Source organism: Paenibacillus sp. FSL R7-0216 (assembly GCF_037969915.1).
Taxonomy (GTDB): domain Bacteria; phylum Bacillota; class Bacilli; order Paenibacillales; family Paenibacillaceae; genus Fontibacillus; species Fontibacillus rhizolycopersici.
The window spans coordinates 1,844,141-1,863,345 of sequence record NZ_CP150222.1 but is presented as its reverse complement, the minus strand read 5'-3'; the positions used below and the strand labels follow the sequence as shown (position 1 = coordinate 1,863,345).

Genomic DNA, 19,205 nt, shown 5'->3' with positions numbered 1-19,205 from the left:
CTTTATCCTATCATCCCGATTCCCCACGCCACGAACCCGGCTGCCAGAGAACTGAGTAAATTCACCATATCATTATCCATCCAACGGTAACCCCGCAAATGGACGGTAGCTTGGTCACAATGTACCGCCACCTCGACCTCTTTGCCGCACACGGTACAGCGCTGCATGTCCTGGATGGTCGCGCCTAGCCAGGAATCGGCGAAAGCCCCAACCAATCCGGAAACCCCGCCGATCAACCCCCATTTCACCAGCGCGAACAGCGCGGGAACAACTTCGTTATACGCATCGTCTCCGGTCCACAGTCGGAGCAGCCAAGCGGCGCCGCCGATGCACGCCGCACCGGCCAGCGCTGCGGTACTCCCCAGCAGCGTCACCCCGCCCGACGTTCCCGGAGGAACCCGGCGGCCGTTTAAGATGGAACGCGGCTCGCGTTTGCTGAGCCCGCCCCATTCCGTCGCCCATGTATCCGCGGTCACCGCGGCCATCGTCCCGACGAAAAAATACGCCCACGCCGGATCTGGCCAGAACAGGTTGCCGAGACAGGCCAACATGCCCAGACCGCCGTTCGCCAACACCTGGCCGGCGTCCCGACGTCCGCTTTTGGCATAGGATTTCTCCAGCTCGGCCTTACGGTCCCCGCGAAAATGCGAGAAAGCCGAAGAGCTGACGAAAAACAACAGCAAAATACCAAACCAGAACAAATTGCCGGCCCCGTAATATACGGTCCCCATGACGAATGCGGCCAACGTGCCGGAGAGGGATAACGATTTCTTCTTGTAAGCCGCTCCAGACACGATTAGGGCGCCAAGCGCCCCAATGATCCAATCGAAATTCATTTTGCCGCCGGGCCGGAAGCTACCGTGCAGCTTCCCAGCACCTGGGAGCCATAGGACAACTCCAGCTTATCTCCTTGAACAACCGGGCCCACCCCTTCAGGCGTTCCGGTAAAAATCAAATCCCCTTCGCCCAGACCGTAATGCTCGGCGATATAATCGACGATTTGCTGCAGCGGGAAGATCATCCGACTGATGTTGCCGCGTTGCACAACCTCTCCGTTCTTGCGCAGCACAAAATCTTCGTTTGCCGTTTCCGCCGCGCCAGGGAAGGCAAGATAAGGCGTGATTGGCGCCGACTGGAGGAAACCTTTGGCCGGTGTCCACGGATTGCCCTTGTCTTTGACGATGTTCTGCACGTCGCGAAGCGTGAAGTCGATTCCAAACGCGATCACGTCCACCAATTCGTCGACCGTTATCCCCGGCTTATAATCACGGGCGATACGCAGCACTAACTCGGCTTCATAATGCACCGAACCGCGGTCCGCCGGAAGATCAAGGCCCCGGCCGTCCATCGTCGTCACCGCATGCGACGGTTTCAGGAAGATCATCGGCTCAGTTGGCACCTCGTTGCCGAGCTCCTCGGCATGTGCCCGATAATTCCGCCCAACACAATACACATTAGCGATCAATTTGTTCATCGTCATCTTCTCCTCCTGGGGATTGTGGTTTCACAATCGCATGATTCGTTTTCCCGCTACCGATCGCCTCACGCCATACATCCGGCCGGTTTGTGCAAAGCAGAATGTCGGGGTGCAGCGCCGCCGTTTTCCGCAGAGACCTCACATCGTCCATCGTCCATGCCATCACGTCGATGCCGTGCTTGAATGCTTTCTCGGCTAGCTCTGCGGTTAATGCGCGATAATGTATCGATAAAAAAGAACAATGCAACAGCTTCAGCCGCAGCAGCAAATCCTTCGGCTGCCGGTCAATAATCAGACCCGTGCGGATGCCGCGGCCAATCTCCTTGATTTTCGCCAGGATCCGCGGCTCAAACGAAGTCAGCACGACCTCGTGTTCCATATGCCGACGCTTGACGGCGGAGATCACCTTTTCCTCCAAGCCGGGGTACCTATTCCCTTCCGTCTTGATTTCCAGATTGGCGCGCAGCCGTCCGGCGATCGTGTCCAGAAACTCATCCAGGCTAGGCAAACGTTCCCCACGGTAAGCCTTAGCTTTCCAACTGCCGGCATCCAGCGCCTGCAGCTCCGCCCACGTCTTGTCCTTGACCGGCCCCCGACCGTTTGTCGTACGGTTTAAGGTAAAATCATGAATCAACAAAGGCACGCCGTCCTTTGAACATTGTACATCAACTTCGATCCAACGGACATCCTTCTGCTCCATAGCCAGTTGGACCGCGGCCATCGTGTTCTCCGGGGCGATCCCGGAGAAGCCACGATGGGCGACACATGGGTTACGCAATCTCTCGCCTCCCTCCTAACGGAAACGATCCTTTCCTTACGCGCGATGATCCGCCAGCAGCGTTAATCCGGGCTCTTTCGTCCTGCCGATCCGGGAAGTGCTCACTTCGCCATCCTCAGAAATCCGCACTCCCGGCGAGAAGCTCTGGATCTCCTTCAGTAACTGGCTTCCGTCTTGAGGGCTCATCGGCACGGGCTGGCCCAACTCGGTAAGATAAGGGATCAGCTTGAGCTTACAATCCCCGCTGCGTGTACAGGAAGCCGCAAATACCGCGGTCTCCCACGTCTTCGGGTCCTTCGATTTCGTAAAAATAAAGTTGCCCGTGCTATAGGCAATCCACTTGCCTTTGTATTGCTCCAGCCCCTGCATTACATGAGGATGGCCGCCAATGACCAGGTCAGCACCGGCATCGATAAACGCGTGGGCCAAACCCTGCTGATGTTCTTCCAGCTTGTTGGTCCGCTCTTTGCCCCAATGGGTCATGACAAGCACCAGATCGGCATTCTTGCGCGCCGCCTTAATGGCGTTCACTGCAGCTTCCGGCGCGTACGCCGAGGCGACTCCCGGTTTGTTCTTTCCGGCAACCCATCCCGGCTCCGGCACTACCCGGCTGAATCCGAACAAGGCGATCTTGATGCCTTTGCGTTCGAGATAGACCGGGGCGTAAGCTTCTTTGCTGTTCTTGCCCGCGCCGACATACAACACGTTGTGTTGCCGCAGGGCTTTCATCGTATCCTGAAGACCGGACACGCCTTGGTCCAATACATGGTTGTTCGCCAAATTGACCGCGTCCACGCCGGCCTGGGCCATCGGTCCAATCGCCTTCGGCGGCGACTTGAAGACAAAGGTCTTATCAACCGCCGGGTTTCCGCCGGAAGTCACCGGCGTCTCCAGATTCAATACGCTTAAATCGTCGTTCTGGAACAACCCCCGCACGTATTTGTACGGAGAATCGTATCCTGCTTTCTCCAGCCGCTCCTCAACCTTCCCGGAAAAAATCGTGTCCCCCGCAAAATGAATCAGCAGCTGCTCCGCATCGCCGCCATTCTCCTTGCCCGAACCAGTGCCGGATGGCGGATTGGCTATGCCAACCTCGCCTCCGTCGGGTGCATCTCCATCCCCTTCTCCGGGCGTGGTGTCCCCCGCTTCGGAGTGATCCGTACCGTTCCCTTTCTCCGTCCCCGTTGGTGCAGCACCGTCGTCCTCCGACTGTGGAATTGGCGTTTCCTCGGCACTTGAATCGCCGTCGTCCGGTACACTTTCACCCGAAACGCCGGGCAACTGCCCCGTTCCCGCCTCCGGTACAGCCTGCCCGGTTCGTTCTTCCAAATAAAAGTAAGCTCCCAGCACGAAAATTAAAGTGATGAGAGTCATGTTAAGCAGGAGCCAGATCCGGTTTTGACGCCGCCTTTTTTCCTGCTGCTTCTTTTTGTTTTTTTCCGACCTCGGTGGATACATGACGGACTCCTTTTTACTTCGATCTATCTTTTCAGTGAACCTTCGATGTCAGGTTTTGAGCACCGCCGAATCCATCTCTCTGAATACGCTTCGTGATCAAAAGCTGACCGTTTGATTTTATTATATCAGGTATCCGAAAATAAATAGAACCCCTCACCTATTTTGCGGGCAAGGGGTCAAGAAGTCCTAAGTTGGGTTGGGTCACTGAGTCGGCTCCACTTTAAGCCTGGGCGACCTTCAATTGATCGGCCATCTGCTCCGCCAGCTCCTTCGCCTGCTTGATACAGTCAGGCAGGCCGACGCCGTAAAACGCCGCCCCGGTTGCATAGACGCCAGGCAGCGATCCCTTCAGTTGGCGGGTTAACTCCGCGACCTGCTGCAGATGTCCAACCGGATACTGCGGCATCGATTTCGGCAACCGAGTAATTTCCGTGAACAACGGCCGGGCCGTGATATTCATCAACCGCTTCAGATCCCCAAGCACGAGCTCCGTTAGCTCCTCCTCGGGCAGAAATGCCTTCTCCTCATCGCCGGAACGGCCAACGTAGCAGCGCAACAGCATTTTGTCGTCCGGGCTCGTATGCAGCCACTTGATGCCGGTCCACGTGCAGGCGGTAATATTCAGGCCTTCCTTGCGCGGTACTAAGAAGCCCGAGCCATCGAACAAGCCAGTAACATCCTTGCGATCAAACGCCATAACGACGTTAGCAACGGACACGTAGTTGATCGCATCCAGCGCGGTCACATCGACATGTGGCCGGAGCAACTCCGCAGCGGCAAACGCTGGAACGGTGACGATCACATCGTCTGCCGCCAGCCCTTCGCCTGACGCAAGCACAACCTCGTACGCTTCCGGTCCCGTACGGCGGATTTCCACCGCTTCGGTCTCCAAGCGGCAATCTACATCCGACAGCGATGACACCAGTCCGTTCACCAACGTCTGCAAGCCTTTGCGGAACGTCAGGAACGCACTGCGCTTCGTGCCTGTGTGCGTTTCCACCGGCTTCTTGCCGGTCATCATACCCTTGATCAAACTTCCGTAAGCCCGCTCCACCTCTCCGAATTGCGGGAAGGTCGATTGCAAGCTGAGCTTGTAGGTATCGCCCGCATAGATCCCCGCGAGCAGCGGCTCGGTTACGTTCTGCAGCACCTCGGAACCCAGCCGGCGTTCGATAAACATACCAAGTGATTCGTCCTCCTCGCTTTGCCGCGGCGGCATCACCAGGTCCAGCATCGCCCGGGCTTTGCCGCTCCAGGAGACGAGTCCGCTGCGCAGGAAGGGGCCAAGCTCCGTCGGGATGCCTAACACCAGCCCCGAAGGCATTGGATGCAGCTTGCCTTCACTGACGATGTACGTCTTCTTGGCGTCCGGGTTCATTGAGACAAGCTCGTCTTCCAGTCCCAGCTCCTTCGCCAGATCGGTCATGGCCGTCTTGCGGGCCAGGAAAGAATCCGGACCTTTCTCAATGACGAAATGGTCTTTCTCGAGCGTTTCGATTTTACCGCCAAGGGTGTTGCCTTTTTCCAGCAGCGTAATTTGCGGGGTTAAGCCCCTCTCCGAATAGAACTTGCGAACGTAAAAGGCCGCGGACAGCCCGGTCAGCCCCCCGCCGATAATGACAACCTGACGTGAAGAATCACGCATGTCCTCTCATCTCTTTTCCCAAGATTTGATAATGACGTCGCCGAGCGCCTCCATGTATAAAGGTTCGGTGTTCAGCGATTCGATCCGTTCCAGTCGCATATCCAGTTCTTTCGCGATCGTTTTGGCTTCGATGTCCAGATCGTACAGCACTTCCAGATGGTCCGATACGAACCCGACGGGAGCGACCAGCACATCCTCCACTTGTTCTTCGCTCAAGTCTTTTAACGTATCTAAAATATCCGGCCCCAGCCACGGATCTGCCGTACGGCCCGCGCTTTGCCAGGTGAACTGCCAGTTGGTCACGCCAACTTTGTCCGCCACGGCCTGGGACGTCTCCAGCAATTGGTCGCGGTAGGGATCGCCCATTTGCAGGATCTTCTCCGGCAAGCTGTGGGCGCTGAACAGCACTCGAACCTGATCGCGCAGTGCGCCGGCTTCCTCAAATTGGTCGAGCTTGGCGGACACCCGAGCGGCAAAAGCCTCGATCAGCTTTGGATGTAAATGATAGCTCTCCACGAAGCGCATCGAAACTCCTAGCTCTTGCGCCTTCGCCTCCGCCCGCTTGACGTAACCGCCGATGCTCATGACGGAATAATGCGGTGCAAGCACGATGCCAACCGCTTCGCGGATGCCGTCCTTCGCCATTTGCGCCACGCCGTCCTCTATAAAGGGATGGGCATGCTTAAGCCCTTGATAACAAACGAACTCCGTATCTTGGCCCGCGGCCATGCGGTTCAGCGTTTCCTGCAATGCGGCGACTTGCTTGTCCGTATTGGCGCGCAGCGGAAACACTCCCCCTACGATCGCCTCATATCGGCCGACCAGCTCCTGGAGCTGTTCCGCAGTTGGGGGATGACCACGCCGGATATGCGTATAATACGCTTCGACTTGGTCCAGACTTTGCGGCGTGCCGTAAGACATCACCAACACTCCGATTTTCGATTTCACGATTCCAGTTCACCTCTAGTCGATAATTGAGTTGCACTCATATATGTGGTTTAGCATTACGCACGCGGCGTTGATTGATGCAGGATTGCTTCGGCGGAATACGCATGTACGAATTCCGTTAGCTCGCGCAACTTGTCGATGGAAGCCTCAGGAAACAAGCCGTGCCCCAAGTTAAACACAAATCCCGGGGCCGCTAGGCCGTCGTCAACAATTTTTTTAGCCTGCTGCTTAATGACCTCCATCGGCGCGGTCAAAACGTAGGGATCCAAGTTGCCCTGCATTGCGAACTTTCCATTCGTCCGACGTCGACCTTCCGCAATGGATACGCGCCAATCGAGCCCTACCGCGTCGGCAGCGATATCGGTCAACGTCGGAAGCAGCTCTCCTGAGCTTACGCCGGGAAAATAAATTTTCGGTACATCCAAATCGCGAAGTTCGGTAAAAATACGGGTGATCGTCGGGAGTACATACCGCTGAAAATCATTTGGAGCAAGTGCTCCCACCCAACTGTCAAACAATTGGAGCGCTTTACCTCCGCTTTCTACATGGGCTCGCAGATAAGCGATGACCATATCGCCCAGCTTGTCCATAAGCTTAAACCAGGTTTCCGGTTCGCCGTACATCAAAGCTTTCGTATGGATATAGCTCTTAGACGGCCGTCCTTCGATCAAATAGCTGGCGATTGTAAACGGCGCGCCGGCAAAAGTAATGAGCGGAACGTCAAGCTCCTTATCCAGAATCGCTATCGTCTCCAAAATATGCGATAAATCCTTATGGACGTCGATCGGCTTCAGTCGCTCCACATCCGCCAGCGTCCGAATCGGCTGTTCAATAACCGGCCCGATATTTTTGACAATATCAAACTCCACGCCAAGGGAAGCAACCGGATTCATGATGTCGGAATACAAAATAGCCGCATCCACACCAAGCTTGCGGACGGGCATCATGGTGATTTCTGCCGCCAGCTCCGGCTGTCGGCATATCTCTAATAAGCTGTACTTTTCTTTAATTTTCCGGTAATCAGGATCATATCTGCCCGCCTGGCGCATGTACCAAACCGGAAGACGATCCACCTCTTGCTTCCGCAGAGCCCGGATCAAACGATCGTTGTAAACCAAGCCGCACGCCTCCAATACTCGTAGAAACCATTTTGATGAAAAATCATAGCTACACTATAAACATTCTAATGTACATTATGCCCTACTTAAAAGTAAGTAACAACTATCACAACGGCCAAACGCATGGCGAACCTATGACAATCGAATGAAGATGCCATGAAGAATGCCTCAGACCAAGCATTTCCAATAGTGATATACTAGGATCACTTTGTGAAGTGAGATGCATCCTTAGACCCTGCGAAAGGAAGTGAAAGCACATTGAACACCTGGAAGGTCAATCTCATTGTGCTTTGGTTCGGACAATTTCTGGTCAATGCCGGGATGACGATGATCACGCCGTTTCTCTCGCTGTATCTAGCGCGGGATTTGCACGTGCAGGGAGAGCATGCGATCGGAATGTGGGCCGGGATGATTTTTGCCGCCAATTTCGCGACTTCGTTTATTTTTCAGCCCATCTGGGGAAAGCTTGCCGACAAATACGGTCGTAAGATCATGTTGCTGCGCTCCGGCTTCGGCATGGCCATCGTCATTACGTTGATGGGCTTCGCTACGCAACCTTGGCATCTGCTCGGCTTACGATTGCTGAACGGGACCATCTCCGGCTTTAATCCGGCCTCCGTGGCGCTGATCTCAGGCACGGCGCCGAAGGAGCGAATGGGCTTCGCGATGGGTACGATTCAGTCCGGCACCGTGGCCGGTACAATTCTGGGGCCCTTGATCGGCGGATTGATGGCGGAGTGGATTGGGTTTCGGCCGATTTTTTACATTACCGGGGTGCTGTTATTTATCGCCTCCTTGCTGGCGCTTCTGTTCGTGCGCGAGAAGTTCGACCGCGAGGAAGCGTCGCATACGCCACAGCCTTCCGTGCTGCAGGGCTTCCTGGAGCTGAACAAAACGCCTCAGCTGACCGCGTTGTTCGCCGTGACGTTCCTGCTGCAATTCGCGATGCTGAGCCCGATGTCGCTGCTGCCTTTATACGTGGAGAAGCTGCACGGACAGACCGCCGACGTGGCGTTCTGGGCCGGTTTTGTCAGCGCCGTGACGGGGATTTCGAATATGATTACCTCGCCGGTTCTCGGCAAGGTCAGCGATAAGCTGGGGGCTCACCGCATCCTGACCTTTTGTCTCATTGGAGCGGCGGCCACGCTGATCCCGCAAGCGTTCGTGCAAACGGTGTGGCAGCTGATCGCCGTTCGGTTTTTGATGGGCGTATTCATGGGGGGGCTGTTGCCAAGCGTCAATGCGCTGATCCGGTACTACACCCCGGATGGCATGGAGAGCCGGGCGTTCGGTTTTAACAGCAGCACACTGGCTCTCGGCAACATGATGGGCTCGCTGATCGGCGGGTTCCTCGCCGGGTATATCGGCATCGAAGGCCTGTTCGTCATCTCCGGCATACTGCTGCTGATCAATACGATGTGGGTCCGGCTGAAGTTGTATGCGAGACCGAAGCCGCGAATGACGGCGCCGAGGTAGCAGGAATCCCTCCAGTTATTTTCAAGCATTCGTACGCGGAAAAATGAACCGCTGTCTCCAGCGGCTCATCGTTTTATCGGACTAATACGAGAGTTCCCGCACTGACAGCGGCAATTCTCCCTATAACAACGCTTGTTTGGCAAACTCGTAAAAAGCCAGCGCCTCGGGCCGACTACCGAAGCCGGCCTGCGCCAGCTTGTCGCTGCCGCCGCCTTTTCCGCCATATGCGGCCAGATGCTCCTTGAAGAATGCGCCACAGGACACCGAATGGCTGCCGTTCTGAGCCAGCACCACCTTGTGCTCGGATTCGGTCGCCAGCAACACTGCCGCGTCACATTGCGCGGTGAGCTTCTGCGCCAGGTTCTGCAGCTCTCTTAACGTCTTGTCCGCAAAAATGTGAGCGATCCGCCCGACTTCCTGCTTGGCCAACAGCTGGCCTACCGTAATCTCGTCCATAGCTTCTTGTAATGCGTCCAATTCGGATTGCAGCCCCTTCTGCTCGTCCTCCCATTTGTCCAGACGCTCCAGGATGCCGTCCCGGCCTGTTTTCAATCTGGAGGTCACCGCCCCAAGCACTTGTTGCTGCTCCCGAAACTCGTTTAAAGCCCGGTACCCGCATTTGAAAAAGATCCGTACATGGCCCTTCTGCTTCTCGGTCTTCAGCAGCTTAATCATCCCGATCGCGCCGGTCGCCGCGACGTGCGTTCCTCCGCAACCGTTGTATTCCACGCCCTCCATCTCGACGATACGGACGCGGTCTACCGCCTTCGGCGGTTTTACCAGAGGCAGCCGCGAGGCTTCTTCTTCAGTGACAAAGTAGCCGGAAATCTTATGATTCATATAGATATGACGGTTCGCCTCGTGTTCGATGGCAGCAAGCTGCTCTGTCGATACCTCCGTCCGATCTACGTCAATCGTGCAGTAGTCCTCGCCGAGATGGAAGCTTAGCGTCATCGCCCCATGCTCTAAGCATACGGCCGACAACAGGTGTTGCCCGCTATGCTGCTGCATGTGATCAAACCGGCGGTCCCAGTCGATTTCACAGCGGACCTCCCCCTCTCCCGGGAATCGCTCTACCTTATGCAGCACTTCATCGCCTTCACTGATCACGTCAAGTACGGGAATGCCTTCAATTCGCCCCGTATCGTTCGGTTGCCCTCCCCCGTGCGGGTAAAAGGCGCTTTCTTCCAACACGACGTAAACGCCGTCCTCCCGTTCCATCTTGTCTTTGACGCGGGTTGTCCAACAGGTCAAATAAGCATCGTCAAAATAGAGTCTTGTCGTCATTGCTAACTTCCCTCTCTTTGTATCTTTCCTTAATCTCAGTAGAAGTCCATTTCTTCCCTTTACTATACCTGAACTCGGGGGTACTTCGCACCATCGTTACTGAGTTGCCGCACATGGCTCTCTTCCTCCTCTCATATAATGGGGTGAGGTGACAAGGAGGGAGCAAGGATGGCGTACAACATCGCCGATATTCGGAGAGAGATTCACCGATTGTCTGAGGAACTGATTCAGCGGCAGGAATCGGATGGCACTTGGCGGTTTTGCTTCGAAAACGGCATCACCCTTGATGCATGCACGATTATTCTGTTTCGCACGTTAAATGCGGACCGGGAGGAGCTGATCCGGCAGCTGCACGACCGCATCTTGGCCGCCCAGCAGCCGGAAGGCTGCTGGCGATGGTACCGCGACGACGATGAAGGCCACCTGTCCGCCACGGTTGAGGCGTATTATGCCCTGCTGTTCTCCGGGTACAGCCGGTCGGAGGACGAAGCGCTGCAAAAGGCGAAGCGTTACATCTTGGAACGCGGCGGCATCGGGCAGGCGAACAGCCTGCTTACAAAAGCGATCCTGGCAGCCACCGGGCAGAGGGCCTGGCCCTCGTCCTTGTCGCTGATCCCGATCGAAATCCTGTTGTTGCCCGAGTCGTTTCCGCTGAACTTCTATGATTTCTCCGGTTACTCGCGGGTTCATCTTGTTCCGCTGCTGATCATGGCCGAGCGGAACTTTCGCGCCAGGTCCATGCGGACGCCCGATTTGAGCGAGCTGTTCTCGGACGACCGCGGTCCGGAAGAAGAGGCGCTGCCGTTGTCCCGCGAGAGCCGGGAACCGCTTGAGCAGTTCCAATCGGCGTTGGGCCATTTGGTCGGTACGCCGCGGCGCATTCGTCAGGCCGCGATCCATAAAGCCGAGCAATATTTGCTCGAAAGGATCGAAAACGACGGAACGCTATACACCTATGCCAGCTGCACGGTGCTGATGGTTTTTGCTTTGCTGGCGCTTGGTTATGAGCCGCAGCACCCGGTCATCCAACGTGCCGTCGAGGGTTTAGCCAATATGAAGTTTATGTTGGACGGCGACGGCCTTGGCGAAAGCGGTTATGCCACAATCCAGAACTCCCCTTCCACGGTCTGGGATACCGCGCTGATCTCCTATGCCTTGCAGGAAGCAGGGACCCCGCCTTCCCATCCGGCCGTTCGCCGGGCCGCCGATTATTTAAGGGAACGTCAGCATCGAAAACCGGGCGATTGGCAGATTCATAATCCGGGCACCGTACCCGGGGGCTGGGGGTTCTCGGAGACGAATACATTCGTCCCCGACGTCGACGACACCACGGCCGTCCTGCGCGCCCTCCACGCCTTGCACGCTGACGATCCCGCTACCCTCGACGCGTGGAACCGCGGGCTGAATTGGGTCTGGTCGATGCAAAACGCCGACGGCGGCTGGCCGGCTTTCGAAAAAAATACCGATAAGGTCATGCTTACCTGGCTGGCCATCGAAGGGGCGAAATCGGCGGCCACCGATCCATCGGAAGCGGACCTGACCGGCCGGACGCTGGAGTACCTGGGGAATTTCGCCAAGTTGGGCGTACGTCACGATTGGGTCGCGCGTGGGGCAGACTGGCTGCTAAGCCATCAACAGGAGGACGGGTCCTGGTACGGTCGATGGGGGATCTGCTACATTTACGGTACCTGGGCGGCATTAACGGGATTAATGGCGGTAGGCATGCCCGCCGACCATCCGTCCATCGCGAATAGCGCCGAATGGCTGCGAAATATCCAGAACGCCGACGGCGGCTGGGGGGAATCCTGCCGCAGCGATCAAGCGAAGCGATACGTGCCGCTCCGCGCCAGTACGCCCTCGCAGACGGCTTGGGCGCTAGATGCGCTGATCTCGGTGCATGACCGGCCAACGCCCGAACTCGAACGCGGCGCCGCCCGTCTGATCGAACTGCTGCACGAAGACGGCTGGCCCGCCTCCTATCCGACCGGGGCCGGGCTGCCGGGGTATTTTTACGTTCACTATCATAGTTACCGGTATATCTGGCCGCTTCTGGCGCTCTCGCATTATGCGAAAAAATATGGGGACGAATCGGCGGATGATCCGATCGGCTGACGTCCGCCCGCTCCTGTTATTTTGCGGAGCACCGGGACGTTCAGGCCGCGATCCGCGGGGGATCCGGTGTCGTCCCCCCGACCTTACGACCGCATGGTCCACGACGTCGATCGGGGAGACTTCTAGTTTTGCCAATAGTTTCCGGTAGCTGTTCTGCGATATGTTCAAACCGCATCACGCGATGTATAATGGACCTAAGACGAAGAACGTCCCGATCCATGCATTTGGAACCGGGGCGTTTTCTTATTTTTTGGGAGGGATGGGTCCATGGTTTCAGAGATGGCGTTTGAAAAAGCTCATGCCGCATTTATGCAGGCGCATCTACAGTCGAGGACGGGAGAGCGCAGAGGGCGTCTGGAGCGCGGTCACCGGGAGGCGGAGAAGTTATTCTGCCGGAAAGTTTGGTGGGAGGTGCAAGGGAATTTCGATCGCCTGCATCCGGAGTATGAGGTTGTAGATTGGCGAGGGCACTCTTATTTTTGCGATTTCGTATGGTTGGCTGGACCCGTGAAGCTGGTCATCGAGATCAAAGGGTTTGGTCCGCACGTCAGGGACATGGACAGGCAAAAATACTGCAACGAGCTAAATCGGGAAACTTTTCTGACCGCGATGGGGTTTCAGGTGATTTGTTTCGCCTACGATGACGTCGCGAACCGGCCGGAATTGTGCATCACCTTGCTGCGCATGGTGCTCAATCGGTATTTGCCGGCGAATTCCCCAGCGGATGCCCAATCGATTCAAGAACGGGAGATCTTGCGACTTGCATGCATGCTGGCCCGGCCGCTGCGTCCCGTGGACGTAGAGACCCACCTGTCCCTTAACCATCGGACCGCCGTCCGTACTCTGCTATCGTTAAAGGCTAAGGGAGTTTTGACCGCAGTTTCAGGTGCGGAAGGCAAACACGTCGTAAAATACGAGTTGCATAACGACGCCGTTTATTGGTTTTGAGGGGGGAAGGGCCTACACCGGCAAAGAAAAACCTGCATAAATACAGTTTTTTGAGCGCCTTTTCTTCAAATCGAGCAAATGTCTGCAAATATACAGTTTTTTGTGGTGATTACCGCGATATTAGCCTTTCCGAGGTAAAATTCCTGCACTTTTGCAGGTTTTCGCCCTAAATCGGTAATTCCGATGAAAAAGCCTGCACTTTTGCTGCTTTTTTGGGAGTTATCCTAAAGAGTACATATACATAGGCACCCCCTCATCATAGTGATATGATGATTGTGACGATAAAGGGTTGCCTTACACTTATCTTTAGGGAAGGAAGAGGGAAACATCGTGACCGAAATCAGAGAGGCTGTACTGGAGGATTTGCCGGACCTACTGGCCATTTATAACGAGTCGGTGCTGAACTCCGCGGCCACGTTTGACTTGGAAGCACAGACGCTAAAGCAACGGAGGGTCTGGTTCGACAACCACGGCGGGCGGTTTCCGCTGATCGTGGCGACGGTGCAAGGGAAAGTGGCCGGTTATTGCTGCCTGAGCCCGTTCCGGGCGAAACCGGCATATGCCCATTCAGCCGAGCTTTCGGTGTATCTCGCCGCCGAGTTCCGCGGCCAAGGCATCGGCTCCGCCCTAACCGCCGACATTTTGCAACGCGCAGCAGCGCTTGGCTATCACACCGTCATCAGCGGGGTGGTCGGCGGCAACGAAGCCAGCCGCAAGCTGCACGAGAAGTTCGGCTTTGAATACATCGGTTGTTTCAAAGAAGTGGGACGCAAATTCGGGAAATGGTGGGACGTCCATTTCTATCAATACATAACGGGCGCCGGCCATTAAGCCGGCGCCCATCGGCAAGCCTGTTTTCGTCTAGCGAACCGCCTATTTCCGCTTCATATAGGAGTAGATCGGCAGTCCGATCAGCGTGATCCCAATCCCGATCAAGGATTGGAGCGGGCTGCTAATGATCGTGCTCCCCAGGATATATATCCCGCCTACGATCCCAACTAGCGGCGTCACAGGGAACAGCGGCACGCGATACTGCCCTTTCGGGGAGGATACATTCCTCCGCAGCAGAAACACGCCAAACACGCCCATCGTAAAGAAAATCCACAACACGAAGATCAGCAGGTCGGTTAACGTATCAAACGTCCCAGAGAAGATATAAACGACTGCCAGCACTCCTTGAAAAATCAACGCATTGGCCGGCGTCTGAAACTTCGGATGGATTTTGCGGAACACCGCGGAAAAAGGAATTTCTCCTTTCTCGCCCATAGCCTGCGGAACCCGCGCCGCCGTCATCAGGTATCCGTTTAGCGCGCCAAGCACGGAGACGATGATCCCCACGGTGATGAACATTCCCCCGCCGCTGCCGAACAAAGCTTCGGCCGCATCCGCGCCGGGAGCTTTGGAGCTGACGATCGCGTCATAAGGCAAGATTTGAAATATCGCCAGGTTAACCAACACATACACGCAGATAACGAAAATCACGCCGATGGAGATCACTTTGGGCAGCGTTTTTGCCGGATTTTTGATTTCTCCCGCCATGTTGGTCACGCCGATCCAGCCGTCGTATGCCCACAACGTCCCCAAAACTGCTACGCCAAAGCCCGCGCCGGTAGCAGCCCCATGCACCCCCGAGAATCCCGGCGACGAGCCGGTGAACAGGCCAAAGCCGATGATGCCGACGATCGGGATCAATTTGCCAACCGTAGCCAGCGTTTGAATGACGCCGCCATATTTGGTGGAGACCACGTTCATCGCTAGGATAAAAGCAAGGATTGCCACGGCGAGCAGCTTTTGCTCGAACCCGTTCATCGGGATAAAATACCCGGAATACGAGGCGAACGCGATGGCTAAAGCCGCCACGGACGCAGGATAGGAAATCACCGTTTGCACCCACCCCAGCAAGAAGCCCACCGTATTACCGTATAGTTCGCCAAGATACGTATACAAACCGCCGGATTTGGGAATTGCGGAGGCGATTTCGGCGACGGATAAGGCCGAAGCCAACGTGATGATGCCCCCCGTCACCCAAGCCAACAGACTCATCCAGGGAGATCCGGCATGGGTTAACACGATCCCCGGTTTCAGGAAGATCCCAGATCCGATAATGACGCCGACAACGATGGCAAGGGCTTCGACGAAATTCACCGTTTTACGGATAGGCCGGTGTTCTTGCCGTTCTTGTTCGATTGATTTCATAGGTCGTTCTCAATTCCTTTTGGTTGTCGTATTTTCGTAAATGGGAAGCTGGTCCGCAAATTACCGCATCATTATACTGTACCGGCCTTTCCTTAAGCAATCGATTTTTTGTGAAAAAAGGAACACAATCGCATGAAGTTTGAGGACTTCCGCTCTATCTCGTGAACCTGTGCTAATCCCCTGCTCCATCCCGTACATATAATTTCAAAGCCGAACATAAATATCAGTAGAAGTGATAGCGCCTATACGTAGGAAAGGCAGGGAACAACCATGGCGGTTTCTTACATGGATTTCACATCACCCAACGCACAGTTCTCGTTCGACGTCAACCGGAACACGACGGTCAGAAAGGACCAACGCAACTTCATCAACGAATTGTCCATCCATCAGTTAAATACGCTCGGCAATATGTCGTTTCTGGACACATACCTGGACAAAGGCAATGTCATCGAAATGCATATTCACCAAAACGCCTCCGAGCTTGTGTACTGCCTGTCGGGGGAAGTCGTCGTCTCGATCATCAACCCGTTCACCAAAGAGCTGCGGCATTATCCGAACCGTCCCGGTCAGGCGACAAGCATCCCGCAGGGGTGGTGGCACTACGATACCGCGACCATGGACGGAACGCGTTTTCTGGCGATTTTCGATCAGCCGATTCCTGAAATTATCCCCGCGTCCGATATGCTGCGGCTGACTCCGCCCGAAGCGTTCGCGCATACCTATTGCCTGGATGTCGACAAGGTCCGGGAAGCGTTCGCTCCGCTTAATCAAACGGTGATCATCGGCCCGCCGCGGGGCTGTCATCAGGAAAACCAACCAGCCCCTTTCCCTAATCCGCAACAGCAGGCTTATCCGCCGCATCCCCCTCATCCTCCCTATAACCAAGGTTATGGGCTTCGGCCATATCAACAGAGCGATGGCAATCCCCGCCGCCCGCAGGTCATCGGAAACGGTTGGGCCCATTTATACCACGATGGACCTTGAAGATAAGAAGTAGCTGAGGAAATCGAAAGAACCCCAAGCTCGGATTGGGGTTCTTGATTTTTTTCCTTATTCGACTTTAACAATGCTCACCCTCGCCCGCAATTCATCAATCAGCACACGCTCAGCCAAATCGTCGGAGAAGGCGGTTGCGCTTCCCGAAGCGACGCCGGCGCGGAACGCCTCCATCAGGTCTCCCCCCATGGCAAGCGTTCCCGAGAAGCCGGCGATCATCGAATCGCCGGCGCCCACGGAGTTGCGCACCTTGCCCGGCGGAACATTCGCATGATAAACCTCGTCGCCGGTGATTAACAGAGCCCCTTCACCAGCCATCGAAATTAATACGTGCTGCGCTCCTTCTTCAAGCAACCGGCGACCGTAAGTAATTAGCTGTTCTCGTGTTTCTATAACCACGCCAAACAGCTCGGCTAGTTCATGATGGTTCGGCTTTGCGAGCAGCGGCTGATACGCCAACGCCCGGCGCAGCGGTTCGCCCGTGGTGTCGATGACGAATTCGGCTCCTTGCAACCGGCATCTACGGATCAACTGCTCATAGAAATCGCCGGGAAGCGACGGAGGCAGGCTGCCGGCCAAGATAACGAGGTCGCCTTTCCTGAGGAGGGACAGCTTCTCCACCAAGGCATTGGCTTCTTCTCCCGTAATGGCCGGGCCCCCGCCGTTAATCTCCGTTTCCTCGCCATGCTTGAGCTTGATATTTATCCGGGTATCTCCGTCGTCGATGCGTACAAAATCGGCGTTAATCGCCTCATCCCGCAGAAATTCCTCAATGAAATCACCGGTGAATCCGCCGAGAAACCCCATGGCGGTCGTGTCCGCCCCAAGTCGCTTCAGAACGCGCGAGACATTAATGCCTTTCCCGCCGGGTAACTTCAGGTCTCGAGTCATGCGATTCAATCCGCCAAGCTGCAGGCCGTCTACTTCCACGATATAGTCGATGGAAGGATTTAGGGTGACGGTATATATCCTCATGTGTTTACCCTCCGATAAGGTTTGTCATTTCCGCGATCGGCTTGCGCCAACGTTCCGGAACTTGCTCCGCGATGAGTGCCGCCTTATCCAGTTCCATGATCTTGGAGAAGGCGACGTGCCCGATTTTACTGGAATCGGCAAGCACATAGGTTAGCGAGGAGAGCTCACTCGCACGGCGTTTCAAAGCTGCTTCCTCTGGGTCCGGCGTCGTGTAACCCGCATCAGGATGAACTCCGTTCGCCCCGAGAAAACACCGGTCAAAACGGAACCCTCCCAGGTTATCCAAGGCCAAGCTGCCGACCAGCGCTTTCGTGCGTTTCTTGGCTAAACCGCCGAGCAAATAGCTTGGAATATCGGCCTCCAGCAGCGCATCCGCCTGTGGCAAGCCGTTCGTCACGACGGTGATAGATTTCTCTTTCAGATAAGGGATCATTGCCAATGTCGTCGTTCCGGCATCTAAATAAATCGCCTCTCCGCTTCGTACAAAACCGGACGCCATCTCGGCAATCTTTTGCTTTTGGGGGAGGTTTACGGCTGATTTCTCCGCCATTCCCGGCTCAAGCCCCCCGGACAATGCTGGCAACGCCGCGCCGCCATGGACTCTCCGGAGCTGGCCTCGCTCCTCCAGATCCTGCAAATCGCGCCTCACGGTAGATTCGGACGCCTCAAGCATCGTGCAAAGCTCCTGGAGCTTGACGATGCCCTTCTCCTGCAGCAGCCGCAGAATCCGGCGATATCTCTCTTCGTTTAGCATCATTCCCCCTCCTAACTAAAAACATCGTATCATAATTTCCGCAAATATCAATCAAATACATTCATAATCGATCATTTTCAATCATTCAACTTGTCATAGCATGAAAAAAGAACCCTGTTCAATTCAGAACAGAGTCATCTTCTTCAATTCTATTGACTTGGCGCAATGCCTTTGACCAGCAGTTCCGTCCATTGGGCGGTATAAGGGAGAATCTTCGAGTAGATATGCGGGCTGGATATCCCTTCAACCAAAGCTTGGAAGTAAATCAGCAAAAATTCATCCGAATATTTCAGATCCACCTTGCCTTCTTTACGCCCGCGATGGAATAAATCCAGCATCATGCTATAGCTCTCCTTGACATATTGCTGCATGATCAACGATAAGCCGTCATCATCCTTCTTCGTAAAATAATCCATTAAATCCACATAAAATTGCTTATTGATTTTATCTAAATAATTGATTTTGTTCAGGCTCATAGCAATGATTGTTTCTTCGAAGGGCTTGTTTTCGGCCATGATGGCTCGGGCCGCATCCCCCATTCGGGTTAAAAAATACGTAAAAACCTCGTGGATCAAGTTTTCTTTGCTTCCAAAATACTTAAAAACCGTCGTTTTACCGACATTGGATTGTTTCGCGATCTCATCCATCGTTAGATTTTCAATCCCGTCATCGGAGTTCATTAAGTTAAACGCCGCTTCCAAAACTTGCTTTTTCTTCTTTTGGGTCCTCTTTTCAAAACCGTTCATTTCTCATTCCTGCTTTCCAACCGTGTTGAATTAAAAATATTTATGGTCTTCTTAGTTCATAATTTTCCTACTTATTAAGTATATACCGAATATTATGAATCATCAAACAAACCATAGTTCTAAATTTCGTTTTTTTAAATTGACTGGGTAGATAAAAAGGCTTATAACTGAATCTGTAAATGAACTTTGGTTTAAAACAAGGGGGATTATCGCAATTATATGAACTATTATCACATTATTAGTTCTTTATTATTCGAAGTTATCCTTGGTATTTAAACTGGAAAGCACGTT

The 19,205-nt window shown here is 54.7% G+C and carries 17 protein-coding genes; 5 read left to right on the top strand and 12 right to left on the bottom strand.

What is annotated here, in order from left to right:
* Positions 1-2: 2 nt before the first annotated feature.
* The 7 genes from MKZ15_RS08235 to hemE all read right to left on the bottom strand — a co-directional run bounded on the left by MKZ15_RS08235 (position 3) and on the right by hemE (position 7,424).
* Complete coding sequence (locus tag MKZ15_RS08235; RefSeq protein WP_339821147.1) at positions 3-836, bottom strand: DUF92 domain-containing protein; 834 nt, start codon at positions 834-836, stop codon at positions 3-5.
* Positions 833-1,474 carry a fumarylacetoacetate hydrolase family protein gene (locus MKZ15_RS08230; protein ID WP_339821145.1) on the bottom strand — a complete coding sequence of 214 codons (642 nt, stop codon included), beginning with the start codon at positions 1,472-1,474 and terminating at the stop codon, positions 833-835. Before MKZ15_RS08230 ends, MKZ15_RS08235 begins: the two co-directional genes overlap by 4 nt.
* Positions 1,455-2,255 carry a glycerophosphodiester phosphodiesterase family protein gene (locus MKZ15_RS08225; RefSeq protein WP_339821143.1) on the bottom strand — a complete coding sequence of 267 codons (801 nt, stop codon included), beginning with the start codon at positions 2,253-2,255 and terminating at the stop codon, positions 1,455-1,457. Before MKZ15_RS08225 ends, MKZ15_RS08230 begins: the two co-directional genes overlap by 20 nt.
* Before the next feature lie 36 nt (positions 2,256-2,291).
* Positions 2,292-3,713, bottom strand: coding sequence for a CapA family protein (locus tag MKZ15_RS08220; RefSeq protein WP_339821142.1), 1,422 nt, complete (start codon positions 3,711-3,713; stop codon positions 2,292-2,294).
* 220 nt (positions 3,714-3,933) lie between these two features.
* A complete protein-coding gene (gene hemG / locus MKZ15_RS08215) occupies positions 3,934-5,358 on the bottom strand; it encodes a protoporphyrinogen oxidase (RefSeq protein ID WP_155605011.1) in 1,425 nt (474 codons plus the stop codon).
* A 6-nt stretch (positions 5,359-5,364) separates the two neighbouring features.
* On the bottom strand, positions 5,365-6,306 hold the full coding sequence (gene hemH / locus MKZ15_RS08210) for a ferrochelatase (RefSeq protein ID WP_213621922.1): 942 nt from the start codon (positions 6,304-6,306) through the stop codon (positions 5,365-5,367).
* A 56-nt stretch (positions 6,307-6,362) separates the two neighbouring features.
* Positions 6,363-7,424 (bottom strand): uroporphyrinogen decarboxylase, encoded by a 1,062-nt coding sequence (hemE, locus tag MKZ15_RS08205; protein ID WP_339821138.1) that lies wholly within the window; start codon positions 7,422-7,424, stop codon positions 6,363-6,365.
* A gap of 258 nt (positions 7,425-7,682) precedes the next feature.
* On the opposite strand from hemE, the gene MKZ15_RS08200 reads away from it, so the two are divergent.
* Entirely contained in the window at positions 7,683-8,900 is a 1,218-nt protein-coding gene (locus MKZ15_RS08200; protein WP_155605009.1) for an MFS transporter, read from the top strand.
* Positions 8,901-9,020: 120 nt separating this feature from the next.
* Here the strand turns inward: MKZ15_RS08200 and MKZ15_RS08195 are convergent, their stop codons facing one another.
* Positions 9,021-10,187 carry a DHHA1 domain-containing protein gene (locus MKZ15_RS08195; RefSeq protein WP_213621924.1) on the bottom strand — a complete coding sequence of 389 codons (1,167 nt, stop codon included), beginning with the start codon at positions 10,185-10,187 and terminating at the stop codon, positions 9,021-9,023.
* 168 nt (positions 10,188-10,355) lie between these two features.
* Here MKZ15_RS08195 and shc point away from each other — a divergent pair, with 168 nt between their 5' ends.
* The 3 genes from shc to MKZ15_RS08180 all read left to right on the top strand — a co-directional run bounded on the left by shc (position 10,356) and on the right by MKZ15_RS08180 (position 14,078).
* A complete protein-coding gene (gene shc / locus MKZ15_RS08190; RefSeq protein WP_339821134.1) occupies positions 10,356-12,299 on the top strand; it encodes a squalene--hopene cyclase in 1,944 nt (647 codons plus the stop codon).
* Positions 12,300-12,578: 279 nt separating this feature from the next.
* Positions 12,579-13,247, top strand: coding sequence for a DUF559 domain-containing protein (locus tag MKZ15_RS08185; RefSeq protein WP_339822352.1), 669 nt, complete (start codon positions 12,579-12,581; stop codon positions 13,245-13,247).
* Between the two features lie 330 nt (positions 13,248-13,577).
* Positions 13,578-14,078 carry a GNAT family N-acetyltransferase gene (locus tag MKZ15_RS08180; protein ID WP_193418400.1) on the top strand — a complete coding sequence of 167 codons (501 nt, stop codon included), beginning with the start codon at positions 13,578-13,580 and terminating at the stop codon, positions 14,076-14,078.
* A 42-nt stretch (positions 14,079-14,120) separates the two neighbouring features.
* Here the strand turns inward: MKZ15_RS08180 and MKZ15_RS08175 are convergent, their stop codons facing one another.
* A complete protein-coding gene (locus MKZ15_RS08175; RefSeq protein ID WP_339821131.1) occupies positions 14,121-15,443 on the bottom strand; it encodes an amino acid permease in 1,323 nt (440 codons plus the stop codon).
* A 270-nt stretch (positions 15,444-15,713) separates the two neighbouring features.
* On the opposite strand from MKZ15_RS08175, the gene MKZ15_RS08170 reads away from it, so the two are divergent.
* Positions 15,714-16,427, top strand: a complete 714-nt coding sequence (locus MKZ15_RS08170; RefSeq protein ID WP_193418404.1) for a cupin domain-containing protein — start codon at positions 15,714-15,716, stop codon at positions 16,425-16,427.
* Between the two features lie 66 nt (positions 16,428-16,493).
* On the opposite strand, the gene pfkB is transcribed toward MKZ15_RS08170, so the two are convergent.
* The 3 genes from pfkB to MKZ15_RS08155 all read right to left on the bottom strand — a co-directional run bounded on the left by pfkB (position 16,494) and on the right by MKZ15_RS08155 (position 18,914).
* The gene (pfkB, locus tag MKZ15_RS08165; RefSeq protein ID WP_339821130.1) at positions 16,494-17,414 is read right to left on the bottom strand and encodes a 1-phosphofructokinase; all 921 of its coding nucleotides are present in this window, start codon (positions 17,412-17,414) and stop codon (positions 16,494-16,496) included.
* 4 nt (positions 17,415-17,418) lie between these two features.
* Positions 17,419-18,168: a DeoR/GlpR family DNA-binding transcription regulator gene (locus MKZ15_RS08160; RefSeq protein WP_339822349.1), complete on the bottom strand. Its 750-nt coding sequence runs from the start codon at positions 18,166-18,168 to the stop codon at positions 17,419-17,421.
* Positions 18,169-18,317: 149 nt separating this feature from the next.
* Entirely contained in the window at positions 18,318-18,914 is a 597-nt protein-coding gene (locus MKZ15_RS08155) for a TetR/AcrR family transcriptional regulator (RefSeq protein ID WP_155605003.1), read from the bottom strand.
* Positions 18,915-19,205: the final 291 nt, after the last annotated feature.